At 69.1% G+C, this 14,911-nt stretch carries 14 protein-coding genes; 7 read left to right on the top strand and 7 right to left on the bottom strand.

Annotation, left to right across the window (positions count from 1 at the left end; translation table 11 throughout):
- Positions 1-43 precede the first annotated feature (43 nt).
- Positions 44-1,573, bottom strand: a complete 1,530-nt coding sequence (locus tag ACFSVL_RS42500; RefSeq protein ID WP_378313130.1) for an acyl-CoA synthetase — start codon at positions 1,571-1,573, stop codon at positions 44-46.
- Positions 1,574-1,654: 81 nt separating this feature from the next.
- On the opposite strand from ACFSVL_RS42500, the gene ACFSVL_RS42495 reads away from it, so the two are divergent.
- Genes ACFSVL_RS42495 through ACFSVL_RS42485 form a run of 3 tightly spaced genes read left to right on the top strand, consistent with a single transcriptional unit; the run spans position 1,655 to position 4,854 of the window.
- Positions 1,655-2,638, top strand: coding sequence for a Zn-ribbon domain-containing OB-fold protein (locus ACFSVL_RS42495; RefSeq protein WP_378313128.1), 984 nt, complete (start codon positions 1,655-1,657; stop codon positions 2,636-2,638).
- Between the two features lie 6 nt (positions 2,639-2,644).
- Entirely contained in the window at positions 2,645-3,697 is a 1,053-nt protein-coding gene (locus tag ACFSVL_RS42490; RefSeq protein ID WP_378313126.1) for a thiolase domain-containing protein, read from the top strand.
- Positions 3,694-4,854 (top strand): thiolase domain-containing protein, encoded by a 1,161-nt coding sequence (locus ACFSVL_RS42485; RefSeq protein ID WP_378313124.1) that lies wholly within the window; start codon positions 3,694-3,696, stop codon positions 4,852-4,854. The genes ACFSVL_RS42490 and ACFSVL_RS42485 overlap by 4 nt, the downstream gene beginning before the upstream one ends.
- Here the strand turns inward: ACFSVL_RS42485 and ACFSVL_RS42480 are convergent.
- From ACFSVL_RS42480 to ACFSVL_RS42470, 3 genes are all read right to left on the bottom strand, one after another.
- A complete protein-coding gene (locus ACFSVL_RS42480; protein ID WP_378313122.1) occupies positions 4,851-5,879 on the bottom strand; it encodes a YhjD/YihY/BrkB family envelope integrity protein in 1,029 nt (342 codons plus the stop codon). The two genes, ACFSVL_RS42485 and ACFSVL_RS42480, sit on opposite strands and share 4 nt — an antisense overlap.
- A 43-nt stretch (positions 5,880-5,922) precedes the next feature.
- On the bottom strand, positions 5,923-6,708 hold the full coding sequence (locus ACFSVL_RS42475; protein WP_378313120.1) for a transglutaminase-like domain-containing protein: 786 nt from the start codon (positions 6,706-6,708) through the stop codon (positions 5,923-5,925).
- 76 nt (positions 6,709-6,784) lie between these two features.
- Positions 6,785-8,011, bottom strand: a complete 1,227-nt coding sequence (locus ACFSVL_RS42470; RefSeq protein WP_378313119.1) for a cytochrome P450 — start codon at positions 8,009-8,011, stop codon at positions 6,785-6,787.
- Between the two features lie 256 nt (positions 8,012-8,267).
- Here ACFSVL_RS42470 and ACFSVL_RS42465 point away from each other — a divergent pair, with 256 nt between their 5' ends.
- Positions 8,268-9,398 carry a steroid 3-ketoacyl-CoA thiolase gene (locus tag ACFSVL_RS42465; RefSeq protein WP_378313117.1) on the top strand — a complete coding sequence of 377 codons (1,131 nt, stop codon included), beginning with the start codon at positions 8,268-8,270 and terminating at the stop codon, positions 9,396-9,398.
- A 13-nt stretch (positions 9,399-9,411) separates the two neighbouring features.
- On the opposite strand, the gene ACFSVL_RS42460 is transcribed toward ACFSVL_RS42465, so the two are convergent.
- Complete coding sequence (locus ACFSVL_RS42460) at positions 9,412-10,062, bottom strand: TetR/AcrR family transcriptional regulator (RefSeq protein WP_378313115.1); 651 nt, start codon at positions 10,060-10,062, stop codon at positions 9,412-9,414.
- A gap of 81 nt (positions 10,063-10,143) precedes the next feature.
- Between ACFSVL_RS42460 and ACFSVL_RS42455 the strand changes: the two genes are divergently transcribed.
- Both ACFSVL_RS42455 and ACFSVL_RS42450 read left to right on the top strand, forming a co-directional pair.
- Entirely contained in the window at positions 10,144-11,364 is a 1,221-nt protein-coding gene (locus ACFSVL_RS42455) for a cytochrome P450 (RefSeq protein ID WP_378313113.1), read from the top strand.
- Complete coding sequence (locus ACFSVL_RS42450) at positions 11,358-12,173, top strand: acyl-CoA thioesterase (protein WP_378313111.1); 816 nt, start codon at positions 11,358-11,360, stop codon at positions 12,171-12,173. The genes ACFSVL_RS42455 and ACFSVL_RS42450 overlap by 7 nt, the downstream gene beginning before the upstream one ends.
- A 250-nt stretch (positions 12,174-12,423) precedes the next feature.
- On the opposite strand, the gene ACFSVL_RS42445 is transcribed toward ACFSVL_RS42450, so the two are convergent.
- Together ACFSVL_RS42445 and ACFSVL_RS42440 are read right to left on the bottom strand one after the other, a co-directional pair.
- Positions 12,424-12,801, bottom strand: a complete 378-nt coding sequence (locus ACFSVL_RS42445) for a VOC family protein (RefSeq protein ID WP_378313109.1) — start codon at positions 12,799-12,801, stop codon at positions 12,424-12,426.
- Positions 12,802-13,378: 577 nt separating this feature from the next.
- Positions 13,379-13,855, bottom strand: coding sequence for a pyridoxamine 5'-phosphate oxidase family protein (locus tag ACFSVL_RS42440; RefSeq protein ID WP_378313107.1), 477 nt, complete (start codon positions 13,853-13,855; stop codon positions 13,379-13,381).
- A gap of 83 nt (positions 13,856-13,938) precedes the next feature.
- Here ACFSVL_RS42440 and ACFSVL_RS42435 point away from each other — a divergent pair, with 83 nt between their 5' ends.
- Complete coding sequence (locus tag ACFSVL_RS42435) at positions 13,939-14,754, top strand: alpha/beta fold hydrolase (RefSeq protein WP_378313105.1); 816 nt, start codon at positions 13,939-13,941, stop codon at positions 14,752-14,754.
- Positions 14,755-14,911 lie beyond the last annotated feature (157 nt).

The raw sequence follows: 14,911 nt of genomic DNA, 5'->3' as shown, positions 1-14,911 counted from the left end.
GCCGCCCGTAGTCACCATCAGGCTGAGGGGTGGTGGCCCACCATCACGACACGTACCGCTCCCGCAACTTCCGCTTGTACAGCTTCCCATTCGGATCCCGAGGCAACTCCGGCAAGTAATCCACCGACCGGGGCAACTTGAACCGAGCCAACCGAGTCTCCGCATACGCGAGCAGCTCCGAAGTCAGCTCCGCCGAGCCTTCGATCCCGTCCGCAGGCTGCACCACAGCCTTGATCTCCTCGCCCCAATCCTCATGCGGAATCCCGAACACCGCGACGTCCGCGATCTTGGGATGCATCACCAGCTCACCCTCGATCTCCGCCGGATAAATATTCACCCCACCAGAAATGATCATGTCCGCCTTGCGGTCATGCAGGAACAAATACCCATCCTCGTCAAGATGCCCGACGTCACCGAGCGTGAACAAATCCCCGACCCGAGCCTTCTCCGTCTTGGCCTTGTCCCGGTGATACTCGAACTTCGAATCACCCATCTTCATGTAAACCGCACCAGTCTCACCGACAGGCACTTCTTCCCCGGCATCATCCAGAATCCGGATAGTCGACCCAGGCCACGGCAACCCCACCGACCCCGGCTTCCGCAACCAATCCTCGCCGGAAATCACCGTCCCGCCGCCCTCAGTCGCCGCGTAATACTCGGTAACCACGGGCCCCCACCACTCGAGCATCTTCCGCTTGACCTCAAGCGGACAAGGCGCAGCCCCGTGAATCATCACCCGCAGCGAACTGTGGTCATACTTCGCCCGCACCTCATCCGGCAACCCCAGCAACCGACGGAACTGCGTCGGCACCATATGGCTGTGCGTAACCCGATACCGCTCGATCAACCGCAGCATTTCCTCGGCATCCCACCGGTCCATCAGCACCGCGGTATGCCCCAGCTGCAGCGAAATAGCCACAAAGTTCAGCACCGCCGTGTGATATAGCGGCGATCCGCACAAATGCACGTGATCATCGAACGGCTGAAGCCCGAAAACCCCGAAGAACCACGTCGACGCAGCGGGCACCTGATCGGGATCCGTCCCGGTCAGCGGCCGCTTGACGCCCTTGGGCCGCCCCGTCGTGCCCGAGGTGTAGAGCATCGGCGACCCGGCCGTCCGGTTGTCCGGCCGTCCGTCGCCCAGCCCCGCACCCAGCTCCTCGGCCCGGCGGAAGCCCGGCACCGAGCCGACCGCGAAGCGCGCCGAAGCGGGCAGCCCGGCCTCGTCGGCCGCGGCGACCGCGACGTCGGCGAACCGCTCGTGCGCCAGGAACGCCTTGGCCCCGCTGTCGCCGAGGATGTACGCGACTTCCGGGCCGACGAGATGCCAGTTCACCACCACCACGTACAGCCCGGTCTGGATCGCCGCGAAATACGCCGCGACCAGGTCGTCGCCGTTCGGCAGCAGCAGCACCACCGAATCGCCGACGCCCAGTCCCAGCTCGCGCAATCCCGAGGCGTACCGGTTGGCTTTCGCCGTCAGCTCGCCGTAGGAGATTTCCCGCCCGTCCGGATCCACCAGCGCCACCCGGGCGGGCTCGGCCGCGGCGATGGTCCACAGTCCCAGGTCCATAACTCCCAAATCTAGAACGCGTTCCACCTAGACACAACAGGTTCCTTGCCTCGGATTCGAGAACGTGTTTCACTCAGAGCCGTGACGGTTTCGGATGCCCCTCTGTCGGCGCCGCTCAACGTCGGCTTCGACTACACCCGTTCGACCGGCCCGGTGCTCGGCCGCTTCGTGAACGCGCTGCGCGAACGCCGGATCGAAGGCGTGCGCGGCAGCGACGGGCGCGTGCACGTGCCCCCGGTCGAGTACGACCCGGCCACCGCGGACCCGCTGACGGAGTTCGTCCCGGTCGCCGCGGAAGGCGTGGTCGTTTCCTGGTCCTGGTGCGCGGATCCGCTCGACGGCCAGCCGCTGTCGCGTCCGTTCGCCTGGGTGCTGGTGAAGCTCGACGGCGCGGACACCAGCCTGCTGCACGCGCTCGACGCCGGCTCCCCGGACAATGTCCACATCGGACAGCGCGTGCGCGTGCGGTGGGCGGACGAAACGGTCGGCCACATCCGCGACATCGCGTACTTCCTGCCCGCCGACGCGCCGGACACCACGCCCACCGAGGCTCCCCCGCCGGTGGCGAAGCGCGAGGACGGCGCGCCGGTCAGCGTGATCATCACGCCGGTACACCTCAAGTACCAGCATTCCGCGTCGCCGGAGGAAAGCCGGCACCTGCGCGGTCTCGCCGAAGGCCGGATGCTCGGCCAGCGCTGCCCGGAATGCGGCAAGGTCTACATCCCGCCGCGCGGCGCGTGCCCGGTGGACGGCGTGCCGACCACCGACGAGGTGGAGCTGCCCGACACCGGCATCGTCACGACGTTCTGCATCGTCAACGTGCCGTTTCTCGGCCAGCGCATCAAACCGCCGTACGTCGCGGCGTACATCCTGCTCGACGGGGCCGACATCGCGTTCCTGCACCTCGTGCTCGGCTGTGCCGCCGAGGAGGTCCGGATGGGCATGCGGGTGCGGGCCAACTGGCGGCCGCGCGAGGAATGGTGGACGTCGCTGGAGAACATCAGCCACTTCGAACCCACCGGCGAGCCGGACGCCGCGTACGAGACCTTCGCCCACCACCTGTGAGGAACCATGCCTGAAGTAGCCGTAGCCGGTTTCGCGCAGGCGCCCAACGTCCGCAAGACCGAGGGCACCACCAACGGCGTGGAAATGCTCGTGCCGATCCTCGCCGAGGCGTTCGCCGCCACCGGACTGTCCAAACAAGACATCGGATTCTGGTGCTCCGGTTCGTCGGATTACCTTGCCGGGCGCGCGTTTTCGTTCATCGCCGCGGTGGACGCGCTGGGTGCGTTCCCGCCGATCAACGAGTCCCATGTGGAAATGGACGCCGCCTGGGCGCTGTACGAAGCATGGCTGAAGATCCGCACCGGCGAGGTCGACACCGCGCTCGTGTACGGATTCGGCAAGGCCAGCGCCGGACAGCTCCGCCGGGTCATGGCGATGCAGCTGGACCCGTACCTCGTCACTCCACTGTGGCCGGACTCCCTGGCGATCGCCGGACTGCAAGCCCGGCTGGGTCTCGAAGGCGGGCTGTGGTCCGAAAAGGACCTTGCCGAGGTCGCCGCCCGCTCACAGGCCGATGCCGCGAACAACCCGGCCGCGCAGCTGTCCGGAACCGTGGACGTCGCCGACCTGCTCGACACTCCGTATGTCGCCGATCCCCTTCGCGCACATGACATCGCGCCGGTGACAGACGGCGCATCGGTGATCATTCTGGCGTCGGAAGAACGCGCCCGCGACCTCGTGGAGCGGCCCGCGATCATCTCCGGGCTGGAGCACCGCATCGACTCCCCCGTCCTCGGCGCACGCGACCTCACGCGCTCCCCGTCCACCGCCGCGGCTGCCGTCCGGCTGGATCTCGACGGCGTCGAACTGGCCGAACTGCACGCGCCGTTCACGCATCAGGAACTCATCCTGCGCCGCGAACTCGGTCTCGACGACGGCGTGCGGATCAACCCGTCCGGCGGGGCGCTCACCGGGAATCCGATGTTCTCCGCCGGTCTCGCGCGGATCGGCGAAGCCGCCGCGCGCATCCACCGCGGCGAGGCGGCCAAGACGCTCGCTCACGCGACCAGCGGACCTGCCCTGCAGCAGAACCTCCTCGCCGTGCTGGAGGCACGATGACGAAACAGCTCGCCGCGGTGCTCGGGACCGGGCAGACGCACCACCGCGCGAAGCGCACCGACGTGTCGATGGCCGGTCTGCTCCGCGAAGCTATCGACCGCGCGATGGCGGACGCCCAGGTCGGCTGGGACGACATCGAAGCCGTCGTGATCGGCAAGGCACCGGACCTGTTCGAGGGCGTCATGATGCCCGAACTGTTCCTCGCGGACGCGTTGGGCGCTAACGGAAAACCGTTGATTCGCGTGCACACCGCGGGTTCGGTCGGCGGGTCGACGGCGCTGGTCGCCGCTTCGCTCGTCCAGTCCGGGGTGCATCGCCGCGTGCTGACCGTGGCGTTCGAGAAGCAGTCCGAATCGAACGCGATGTGGGGCCTGTCGATCCTGCCGCCGTTCCAGATGCCGGTCGGCGCTGGGGCCGGCGGGTACTTCGCACCGCACGTGCGGTCCTACATCCGCCGCTCCGGCGCGCCCGAACACATCGGCGCGATCGTGGCGGCGAAAGATCGGCGCAATGGCGCGCTGAATCCGTTCGCCCACCTGCAGCAGTCCGACATCACGGTCGAGTCGGTGCAGGCGTCGCAGATGCTGTGGGACCCGATCCGGTACGACGAAACGTGTCCGTCCTCCGACGGCGCCTGCGCGATGGTGCTCGGCGACGAAGCCGCCGGTGACGCCGTGCCGGGCGGCGCGGCCTGGATCCACGCGACCGCCATGCGGACCGAGCCCACGACGTTCGCCGGACGCGACCAGGTCAGCCCGCAAGCCGGTCGCGACGCCGCCGCCGCGTTGTGGCGCGACGCGGGCATCAAGGACCCGCTGTCCGAAGTGGACGTCGCGGAAATCTACGTGCCGTTCTCCTGGTTCGAGCCGATGTGGCTGGAAAACCTCGGCTTCGCCGCCGAAGGCGAAGGCTGGAAGATCACCGAGGCCGGGGACACCGCGATCGGCGGACGGCTGCCGGTGAACGCGTCGGGTGGCGTGCTGTCGTCGAATCCCATTGGCGCGTCGGGGATGCTGAGGTTCTCCGAAGCGGCGAAGCAGGTGATGGGCCGTGCCGGGGATTACCAAGTGGACGGTGCCCGAGTCGCGTTAGGACACGCCTACGGCGGCGGCTCGCAGTACTTCAGCATGTGGGTCGTCGGCTCGGAGAAGCCTTAGTCCTTCCGTCGCCCGCGCAAGGCGAACAACGTCCCCAACGCTCCGATCATCGCGCCCAGCAGAGCCGCCTTCCCGTTGTTCTGCTTGGGCGCGATGATCGGTCTCAGCGGCGTCGCCGCCGGAGGCTGGATCGGTTTGCGCGGCGCGTCGCGGGCGGTGGCGGTCCAGGCGGTGATGTACACGAGCATCCGCGCGATCAGCGAGATGAAGAACAGCAGACCGATCACCGAACCGAACGCCACGCCCGACGGCGATTTGCTGATCAAGTTCAGGTAGAACCCGCCGGCCAGTTTGAGCAGCTCGAACCCCACCGCCGCGGCGACCGCCCCGCGCATCGCACTGCGCCAGCCGACCCGTTCCCGCGGCAGCCGGGTGAGCACCCACAGGAACACCATCCAGTCGGCGAGCAGCGCCAGCGGCACCGAGACGAACGACAGCAGGTTGTGCCCCCAGCTCGAGTCCTCGACGCCGACCAGCTCCAGCAGCGACCGGCCGACCGCCGTGCCGGACACCGAGATCCCGAACGACACCAGCAGCGCCGCGGCCAGGCCGAGCAACGCCAGCACGTCCATCAGGATCGTGCGCAGCAGCGGCCCGTCGGACCGGTTCTGGCCGTACATCGCGGTGAGCGCGTCCCGCAGCGCGTTCATCCAGTTCCAGCCGGAGTACAGGCCCACCACCAGACCGGCGACCCCGACGCCGGTGCGCTGCTCCACGAACCCGGTCAGGATCGACGACACCTGCGCCCCGATCGGGCCGGGCAGCGAGCCGGAAATCCCCCGTACCAGCGCGTCGAGCAGATGCGGCTGCGTCGCCAGCACGAACCCGGCCGCCGACGAGGACAGCATCAGGATCGGCACCAGCGACAGCAGGCTGAAGTAGGTGATCGACGCGACGTAGTGGTAGCCGCCGTACTCGATGTACCGGTTGGTGGCGCGAGCGATGTGGTCCAGCCATCGGTACCGGGCACGCGCGCGGGCCCATCTGCTCGGCCCAGGGGACTTGCGGGAACGCTTCACTGTCACTGTTTACCCAGCGAACGCGCCGTTTGTCGCAATAGACACGCATTCAGGCCAGTACGACCGGGGCGTGCCCGTCGTCACGCGGAAGCGGCGCGTCGGTCGTGGCGAAGACTGTCGCGCCGAGGAAGTCGAGCTCGCACCCTAGCGTCGCGAGGAACGGGGTGTCCGCGGCGTCGCGGCCGGTCGCGATGCGGAGCATGGTCTGGCGCGGGGCCAAACGGGTGGCGTCGAAGACGTACCAGCGGCCGTCGATGCCCGCTTCGAAGACGGCGTGGAAGTCCATCGGCTGCAAGCCCGGCGCGTACACCGACGTGTAGCGCGCGGGGACGTCGACGAGCCGGCACAGCGCGACGCATACGTGCGCGAAGTCGCGACACACGCCTTCGCCGGCGAGCATGGTGTCGATGGCGTCGTGGGTGGGGCCGCCGGAGCCGACGACGTACGCGAGCCTGCGATGCACGTGGTCGACGATCGCCTGCACGCGCGCCCGCGCACCGGTCAGATCGCCGATGCCCAGCGGCAGCAACCCGCCCATCCGGTCGGACGGGCAGTACCGGCTGGGCCGCGTGTAGCGCGCGACATCGGCGAGCGTGACGGGTTCGGCGACGCCGCGGTGCAGCACGCGTTCGCCGTGATAGGCGACGCGATGCTCGCCCTCGGCGAGGTCGTAGATCTCCGCGCGGGTGCCGTGCTCGAACTCGGCGGTGCGCGCGGAACCGGCGTCGGACACGGTGAGTTCCCCGGCGTCCGCGCGCACGGCGGCGACCGAAATGGCGGCGAGGCCGGGTTTGGTCACCCGGACGCCGAATTCCGCGTCTACCGTCGTGCGCACGGGGCCATCATGCCGGTGCGCCGCGCGGCTTGCCGATCAGGTTGCTTCCCCGGGCGTTTCGCGTGCTCAGCCGTGCTCAGGCGTAGCGGACCTGATAGTGCTTGATCCCGTTGAGCCAGCTGGAACGCAGCCGCTCGGGCGCGGCGGCCTCGGCGATGTCCGGCATCACGTCGGCGATCGCGTTGAAGATCAGGTCGATCTCCAGCCGGGCCAGGTTCGCGCCGATGCAGTAGTGCGAGCCGGTGCCGCCGAAGCCGACGTGCTGGTTGTCCTCGCGCATGATGTCGAACTTGCCGGGCTCGTCGAAGACGTCGGGGTCGAAGTTGGCCGAGCTGTAGAACATCCCGACGCGGTCGCCCTTGCGGATCTGCGCGCCGCCCAGTTCGGTGTCGCGGGTGGCGGTGCGCTGGAACGCGACGACCGGCGTCGCCCAGCGGACGATCTCGTCCGGCGCGGTCTTCGGGCGCTTCTCCTTGAAGAGGTCCCACTGCTCCGGGTGGTCCAGGAACGCCTTCATGCCGTGCGTGATGGCGTTGCGGGTGGTCTCGTTGCCCGCGACGGCCAGCAGGATCACGAAGAACCCGAACTCGTCCGAGCCGAGCGATTCGCCGTCGACGTCGGCCTGGACGAGCTTCGTGACGATGTCGTCCATCGGGCAGCGGCGGCGGTCCTCGGCCATGTTCCAGGCGTAGCCGACGAGTTCGGCCGACGCGGCGATCGGCTCGAGGTCGTATTCCGGGTCGTCGTAGGCGATCATCTGGTTGGACCAGTCGAAGATCTTGAGCCGGTCCTCCTGCGGCACGCCGATCAGCTCGGCGATCGCCTGCAGCGGCAGCTCGCACGCGACGTCGGTGACGAAGTCGCCGGAGCCCTTCTTCTTGGCCTCGTGCACGATCCGCTCGGCGCGGTCGCGCAGGGTGTCCTCCAGCTTCGCGATCGAGCGCGGGGTGAACCCCTTCGACACGATGCGGCGGAGCTTGGTGTGCTGCGGCGCGTCCATGTTCAGCAGGACGAGCCGGTTGGCGTCGAGGCCCTCGGCGGTCATCTGGTCGTCGAACCGGATGATCGCGGTCTTCTCCCTCGACGAGTAAAGCTCGCTGTCGCGCGAGATCGCCTTGACGTCGGCGTGTCGCGTGACGACCCAGTAGCCGTCGTCGCCGAATCCGGCGGCGTTGTGCGGCTGCGGATTCCACCAGACGGGCGCCGTGCGGCGGAGTTCGGCGAACTCCTCCAAGGGCAGCCGGCTGGCGTAGATGTCCGGATCGGTGAAGTCGAAACCGGCGGGCAAAAGCGGGGCTGCCACGGCTTGGCCTCCTGCACGGGATCGGCGGTGATACCCAACTGCAACGCGTTCTACGAGCCCAGTAGAGCATACGGCGTTTACCAACGGAACCCGCTTGAGTGAAACCTGTTTACTTTACCGTTCCAGAACCACTTGACGCAGGTGAGCGCTTGCTCAGGACCATGTGATCGACTTCGGCCCTGTCGTGCGCTCGCTTGTCATTAACAGGAACGTGTTCTAGTTTTGCGAGGTAACCAGCTTTCGGAAGGGGACACTCGTGGGCGAACCGGTGATCGTGGCCGCGGCACGCACGCCGATCGGCAAGCGCGGCGGCTGGCTGTCCGGCCTGCACGCGGCCGAACTGCTGGGCGCGGCGGTGCGCGGGGTCGTCGACCGGGCCGGCATCGATCCGGCCCAGGTCGAGCAGGTGATCGGCGGCGCCGTCACGCAGGCGGGCGAGCAGAGCGGCAACCTGACCCGCACCGCGTGGCTGCACGCGGGCCTGCCGGAATCGACCGGGGCCACGACGATCGACGCGCAATGCGGTTCGGCGCAGCAGGCCGCGCACCTGGTCGCCGGCCTGATCGCGGCGGACGCGATCAGCGTGGGCGTCGCGTGCGGGGCCGAGGCGATGAGCCGCGTCCCGCTGGGCGCGAACCGCGGCGAGGGCGTCGGGTCGCCGAAACCGGACGCGTGGTCGATCGACATGCCGGACCAATTCGGTGCGGCGGAACGGATCGCGGTCCGCCGGGGCATCACGCGCGAGGACGTCGACGCCTTCGGGATGCGGTCGCAGGCCAACGCCGCCGCCGCGTGGTCGGCCGGGCACTTCTCCCGGGAGATCGTGCCGGTCACGACGGAAGCCGGGGTGGTGGACCGGGATCAGGGCCTTCGAGAGACCACAATGGACGGTCTGGCCCGGCTGAAGCCGGTGATGCCGGACGGAATCCACACGGCGGGGTCGTCCTCCCAGATCTCCGACGGCGCCGCCGCGGTGCTGATCATGGACGCGTCGCTGGCCCGCTCGCTGGGCCTGCGCCCGCGCGCGCGGATCCGGCGGCAGGCGCTGGTCGGCGCGGAGCCCTACTACCACCTGGACGGCCCGGTCCAGGCCACCGCGCGGGTCCTGGAAGCGGCCGGGATGAAAACCGGCGACATCGACCTGTTCGAGGTGAACGAGGCGTTCGCGTCGGTCGTGCTTTCGTGGCAGCGCACGCACAAACCGGACGAGTCGCGGGTGAACGTGAACGGCGGCGCGATCGCGCTGGGACACCCGGTGGGCAGCACCGGAGCCCGGCTGCTGACGACCGCGCTGCACGAACTGGAGCGCCGGGACGAGACCACGGCACTGGTGTCGATGTGCGCCGGCGGCGCGATGGCCACCGCCACGATCCTGGAACGGATCTGACCGGCCAGTCTCGCTAGGTTCCTTGCCGCGCCGGCACCGCGTCCAGCAGCAATTCCACCGTGGCAAGGAAACTCTCGCGGCCGAACCCGACGGGCTCGATGCGCCGGCTGTACCGGGCCAGCGCGGGAAAGTCCGCCGGGTCCGCGCCCAGCGTGATCACCCGGAAGCTCTCCAGCCGCCGCTGCCGTTCGGCCGGACCGCTGGCCTGACCGGCCGCGTGCGCCGAAATCAGGGACACCGACAGGGTGACCAGCCGGTGGTACCACTCGGGGATCAGGTCCTCGGGCACTCCCGCGTCGCTGAGCGCCTGCAAGGTCTCCTCGATCACCAACTGGCTGCCGGGCCCGCTGCCCGGGTAATGGCTGGCATCCTTCGCCAGCTGCGGCAGCGCGGCGTACGCGTCCCAGGAACGCATCGTCAGGTCGACGAGCCGCGCGCGCCAGCTCCCCTCCCGCCGGTAGTCGCTCATGGCCTGGACCAGTACGTGGTCGACGATCGCGAGCATCAGCTCGGTGCGGTTGCGGAAGTGGCGGTACAGGCTCGAGGAATCCGTGCCCAGCTCCGCGGCCAGCTTGCGCATGCTGAAGTCGTCGTCCTGGCCGGATCCCGAAAGCAGCTCCACAGCGGCATCGAGAATGGTTTGCCTGCTCCACCGCTGACGCATGGCGGCAGTCTAGTTCGCACTCTTCGGCCCGCTTCTGCACGCAGTGTTGCACGCGGTGCGTGCATCGGGTTCAATGGACTTATGGCCGAACCGCACGCTTCGAGGCCCTCGCCGGAACGCAGGGCGGCCCCGCCCGAACTGGCCGCCCTGCGAAACGGGCTGGACATCGACCCTCGCGTGCGGCATCGCCGCGACTCCGGCGAGGTCTACCGAGTGCGCTCCCCGCTGGGCCACGAGGCCACCCTCTTCAGCCGGTACAGCGACGTCCGCGCCGTGCACAGCGACCCCGCGCTCCGCCTGGACGCGCTCGGCCCGTCCCCCTGCCTGGCCGCGGAGGGGGTCGACGAGGAAGCGATGAAACACCGCCGCGCCGGACGCCTGCTGATGCTGGACCCGCCCGAACACACTCGCCTGCGCCGGCTGCTGACCGCGACCTTCACCGTCCGCCGGGCCCAAGCGCTGGCCCCGCGCATCCAGGCGATCATCGACGAGCACCTCGACGCACTGGCCGCCGCCGGACCGCCCGCGGACCTGGTTTCCTCTTTCGCACTCCCGATTCCTTCGCTGGTGATCTGCGAACTGCTCGGCGTCCCGTTCGCCGACCGGGCCGAGTTCGGCGCGCGCAGCAACCGGTTCCTCGACACGACCATGCCCCCGTCGGAACGCCTGCGCCTGGACGCCGAAGCCGACGCCTACATGCGGTTTCTGATTTCCCAGCACCGAGCCGCCCCCGGCGACGACCTGCTGAGCCAGCTGATCCGCTCGGACGAGCTGTCCGACGAGGAACTGGCCGGCCTGGCGGATCTGCTCCTGATCGCCGGCCACGAAACCACCTCGAACGTCATCTCGCTGGGCACCCTCGCGCTGCTGCGACACCCGGAGCAGCTTGCCCTGGTGCGCGACGATCCCGCTTCGGTGGAAAACGCGGTCGAAGAACTGCTGCGCTACACGTCGGTCCTGCACGCGGGTTTCGTCCGGATGGCCGTCGAGGACACCGAAATCGGCGGCCATCAGATACGACGGGGCGAGCAGGTGGTCGCCTCCCTGCACGCGGCCAACCGCGACCCGGAACTGCTGGGCAACGGAGACGACCTCGACGTCACCCGCGCCCGCTGCCCGCACGTCGCCTTCGGACACGGAATCCACCACTGCCTAGGTGCGACGCTCGCGCGCCTGGAACTCCGGCTGGCGCTTCCAGCGTTGCTGCGGCGCTTCCCCGGCCTGCGCCTAGCCGCTCCCGCCGAGTTCAAGGACCGCGCGTTGATCCACGGCCTGAACACCCTGCCGGTGACCTGGTGCTGACCGACTTCCCCGCCCACTGCCCGGTAGCGCAACGATTCGGCGACCTAGCCCCCGACGGCACCACCAGCACTCCCGCGCTGGCCCGCCTCTTCGAACACGCGCGAATCGCCCTGCGCTTCCCCCGCTTCGACCGCCTCACCGCCGACGGGAAGTTCGGCCCCTTCCAGATCCTGCTGGTCGCCCAGAGCGTCACCCGCCAGGCACCGTTCGGTTCTTTCGGCTCGACGGTGCATGTCGGCACCGGCATCCGCACCATCGGCCGGACGTCGTACACCTACGGACAAACCATGTTCGCCGACGGCCACCCAGTCGCCACCGCCGAGGCAACCATCGTGCTGGCAGGCAAATCCGGCCCCGTCGCCCTGCCGGACGAACTTCTCGCCGACCTGGATCCCCTGCGCCTGCCCGATGTGGCGGCCACCGCGAAACCTCGCCCGAACCGCCGAGAACGCCAGTACTACCCGGCCTCGGCGACGGTGCACGCCCGGATCGGAGACGTCGACCTGAACCGGCACGTCAACTACATCGCCCAGCTCGGCTGGTACGACGAGGCCGTCGCGTCCTACGCAAGCACCCTGCTGGGCGGCGATCCCGCTGGGCTCCCTGCCTATCTGCCGTGGAGCTACCGCGTGACCTATCTCGGCGAGGTGCGCTATCCCGGGTCGTACGACGTCGGGATCGCCGTGAGGGGGCACGACGAGCAGACCGTGCACTACGAACTGGGCCTGTTCGACGCGGCTCGCTGCCTGGGCACCGCGACCGCGTCCGCGCCGCGCGGGGATCTTTCCGCCATCGCGCTGACGAGCTAGCCCGGGGAGCCTTCCGCCGTCGCCCGGCAAGCTAACCCGGGCAGCCTTCCGCCGTCGCCCGGCAAGCTAACCCGGAGAGCCTCCCGCCGTCACCCGGCAAGCTAACCCGGAGAGCCTCCCGCCGTCACCCGGCAAGCTAACCCGGGGAGCCTTCCGCCGTCGCCCTGGCGAGCCAATCCCGGTGCGGCTGCTGGACTTCGCCGAGATTCCGCTGCCACACAATCCCGGCCCAGCACTTCGGGCGGAACCGTCAAGGCACGTCACGGGTCCAGAAGCAGAACGGATGCCCCACCGGATCCAGCAGCACCCGGACATCCCGCTGCGGCTGGAACTCCGCCACCCGGGCCCCGGCAGCGACCGCCTTCGCGACCGCGTCCTCCAGCGCCGCCCTCCCCTCGACCTCGAAGTCCAGATGGAGCTGCATCTGCTGCTCCCCGGACCCCGCAGGCCAGACCGGCGGCACATACCGCGGCTCCAGCTGGAACGACAGCCCCGCCCCGCCCTCCACCGGACGCAACGTGACCCACTCCGGCTCGTCAGCACCGACCGGCCACCCGAGCAGCTCCCGGTAAAACCCGGCGAGCACCCGCGGCTCCGGCGCGTCGAGCACCGTGGACGTGAGTTTCATCAGCCCAGGCTAGGCCTTCGACCGGCTCGTCTCACCCGACCAGCGCACCCCGGCCGAATCACCAGCGCGCTCCAGCTCGACCGACCAGCCTCACCGCACCGGCTCAACCCGCGCGAAAACCACCAGCCCGCCCCATCCCGAGCGACCTCACCAGCTCGGCCCGTCTCGAAACCACCTGCCCATCCCATCCCGACCGACCTCACCAGCTCGGCCCGTCTCGAAACCGCCAGCCCACTCCCTCTCAACCGGTCAGCCTCACCAGCTCAACCCGGCTCGAAACCGCCAGCCCATCCCATCCCGACCGACCTCACCAGCTCGGCCCGTCTCGAAACCGCCAGCCCACTCCCTCTCGACCGACCAGCCTCACCGCACCAGCCCGGCCTGTCCGCCCACCACCTCGACCGCCCAACCTCGCCGAACCGCCACATCCCGCCGCCTCACCCGGGCTCATTCACCCAACTCTCGTCCACACTCACCTCCTCCCACCGCGACCGCCCAACCCCGCTAAACCGCCAGATCCCGCCGCCTCGCCCAGCCGCGCTCACCCAACCCGTCCGGATCCCGTCTCATCCCTCCCTCATCCCAGCTCCGTCCGCACCGCAGGACCGTTGTCCGGCCGGGCGAACCGCACCCAGCTCCCCGGGTGCCACGATTCGATCCACAGCGTGTTGTCCTCCACCCATGTCAGCACTGCCTCCCGCACGTCCAGCCGGAACAGGTGGCTTTCCTGTCCCTCCTGGATCCGCGAGACCTCCGCCGGGTCGGTGATTTCCACTGCCCGCCCGGCGATCTTCGCGTCGCCGCCTTCCTCGATGCCGGGGTAGGCGTGCAGGGCGAAGCGGTCGTCGCGCTGAAGGTCGCGAGCCTTCATCGCGTCGAGCATCGATTCGATGTACGCCTCCCCGTCGCGGAAGTCGATTTCCGAACCGCTCACTCGCGGCGATCCGTCGCGCCGGAGCGTGGCCAGCACGTGCGACTCCGCGGCGGCGAAGCGGGCCCGTACGCGCGAGGCCAGGGACGGAGCGGCGGCGGTGAACTCATCCCAACTCGTCATTCCCGGAGTCTCGCACCCGCCACCGACAAAAACCGGTGTCCCGGAATCCATCGGGTGACCGGGGTTGTGCTTGACTTCGGGGCATGATCGCGGAAGATGCGGAGACTGCCGAGCATCGCTGTCCGGTCGAAGGCGGCGAACTGGCCGTCCGCACGACCGGCGAGGGATCGCTGCTGCTGCTCGTCCCCGGCGGGACCGGTGCGGCAGACTCGTTCCGGGCGCTGGTCAAGCTTTTGCGCACGGACTTCACCGTGATCACCTACGACCGCCGCGGACACTTCTCCAGCACGGACACCACCACCGGCCCCGTCCCGGTATCACTGCAGGCGGACGACGCACTGGCCGTCCTCGACCACGTCGGCGGCGACGGGCCGGTTTCGATGTTCGGCACCAGCGCCGGCGCGCTGATCGGCCTGGATCTCGTCGCCCGGCACCCGGACCGGGTCGCCACGTTCGTCGCGCACGAACCCCCCGCGATCCAGCTGATGCCGGACGCCGCCGGAATCCTCGAAGCCGCCGCGGGACAGGTCCGGTTGGCCCGTTCGGGTGACCTGATGGGCGCGGTGACCCGCTTCGCGGACGGCATCGCCGGCGCCGCCCTGCCCGACCTGCCGCACCTGCGCCTGCCGCACGAAAGCGACTGGCTCCGGCTGTTCGACCGCGAACTGACCGAGTTCTTCGACTACCTGCCAGACCTGCGCGCCCTGCGCCGCACGAACACCGACATCGTGCCGACCGCCGGTGAAGCGAGCCGTGGCTGGTACCACTACCAACCGGCCAAAATCCTCGCACTGGAGCTAGGGCTGCCGTTCGTCGAAACACCCGGCGCACACCTGGCCCCGCAACGCAATCCGGCCAAATTCGCCGCCGCCCTGCGCGACTTACTCACCGGCGACTGAAGCCCCCGCGACCCGGCTGATTCGCAGCACCGCGAGCCCCCGCCCGCACGCTCCGGAGCACGCTGCACCACCCGCCCTCGCCCGAAAGCCGTGAAGGACTCCTTGAGGGAACCAGATTCCCTCAAGGAGTCCTTCACGACCAGCCAACGTCCGTCAG

Source organism: Amycolatopsis silviterrae (assembly GCF_042684085.1).
GTDB classification, from domain to species: domain Bacteria; phylum Actinomycetota; class Actinomycetes; order Mycobacteriales; family Pseudonocardiaceae; genus Amycolatopsis; species Amycolatopsis silviterrae.
The sequence above is the reverse complement of the archived record's forward strand: the minus strand, read 5'-3'. Positions and strand labels throughout refer to the sequence as shown.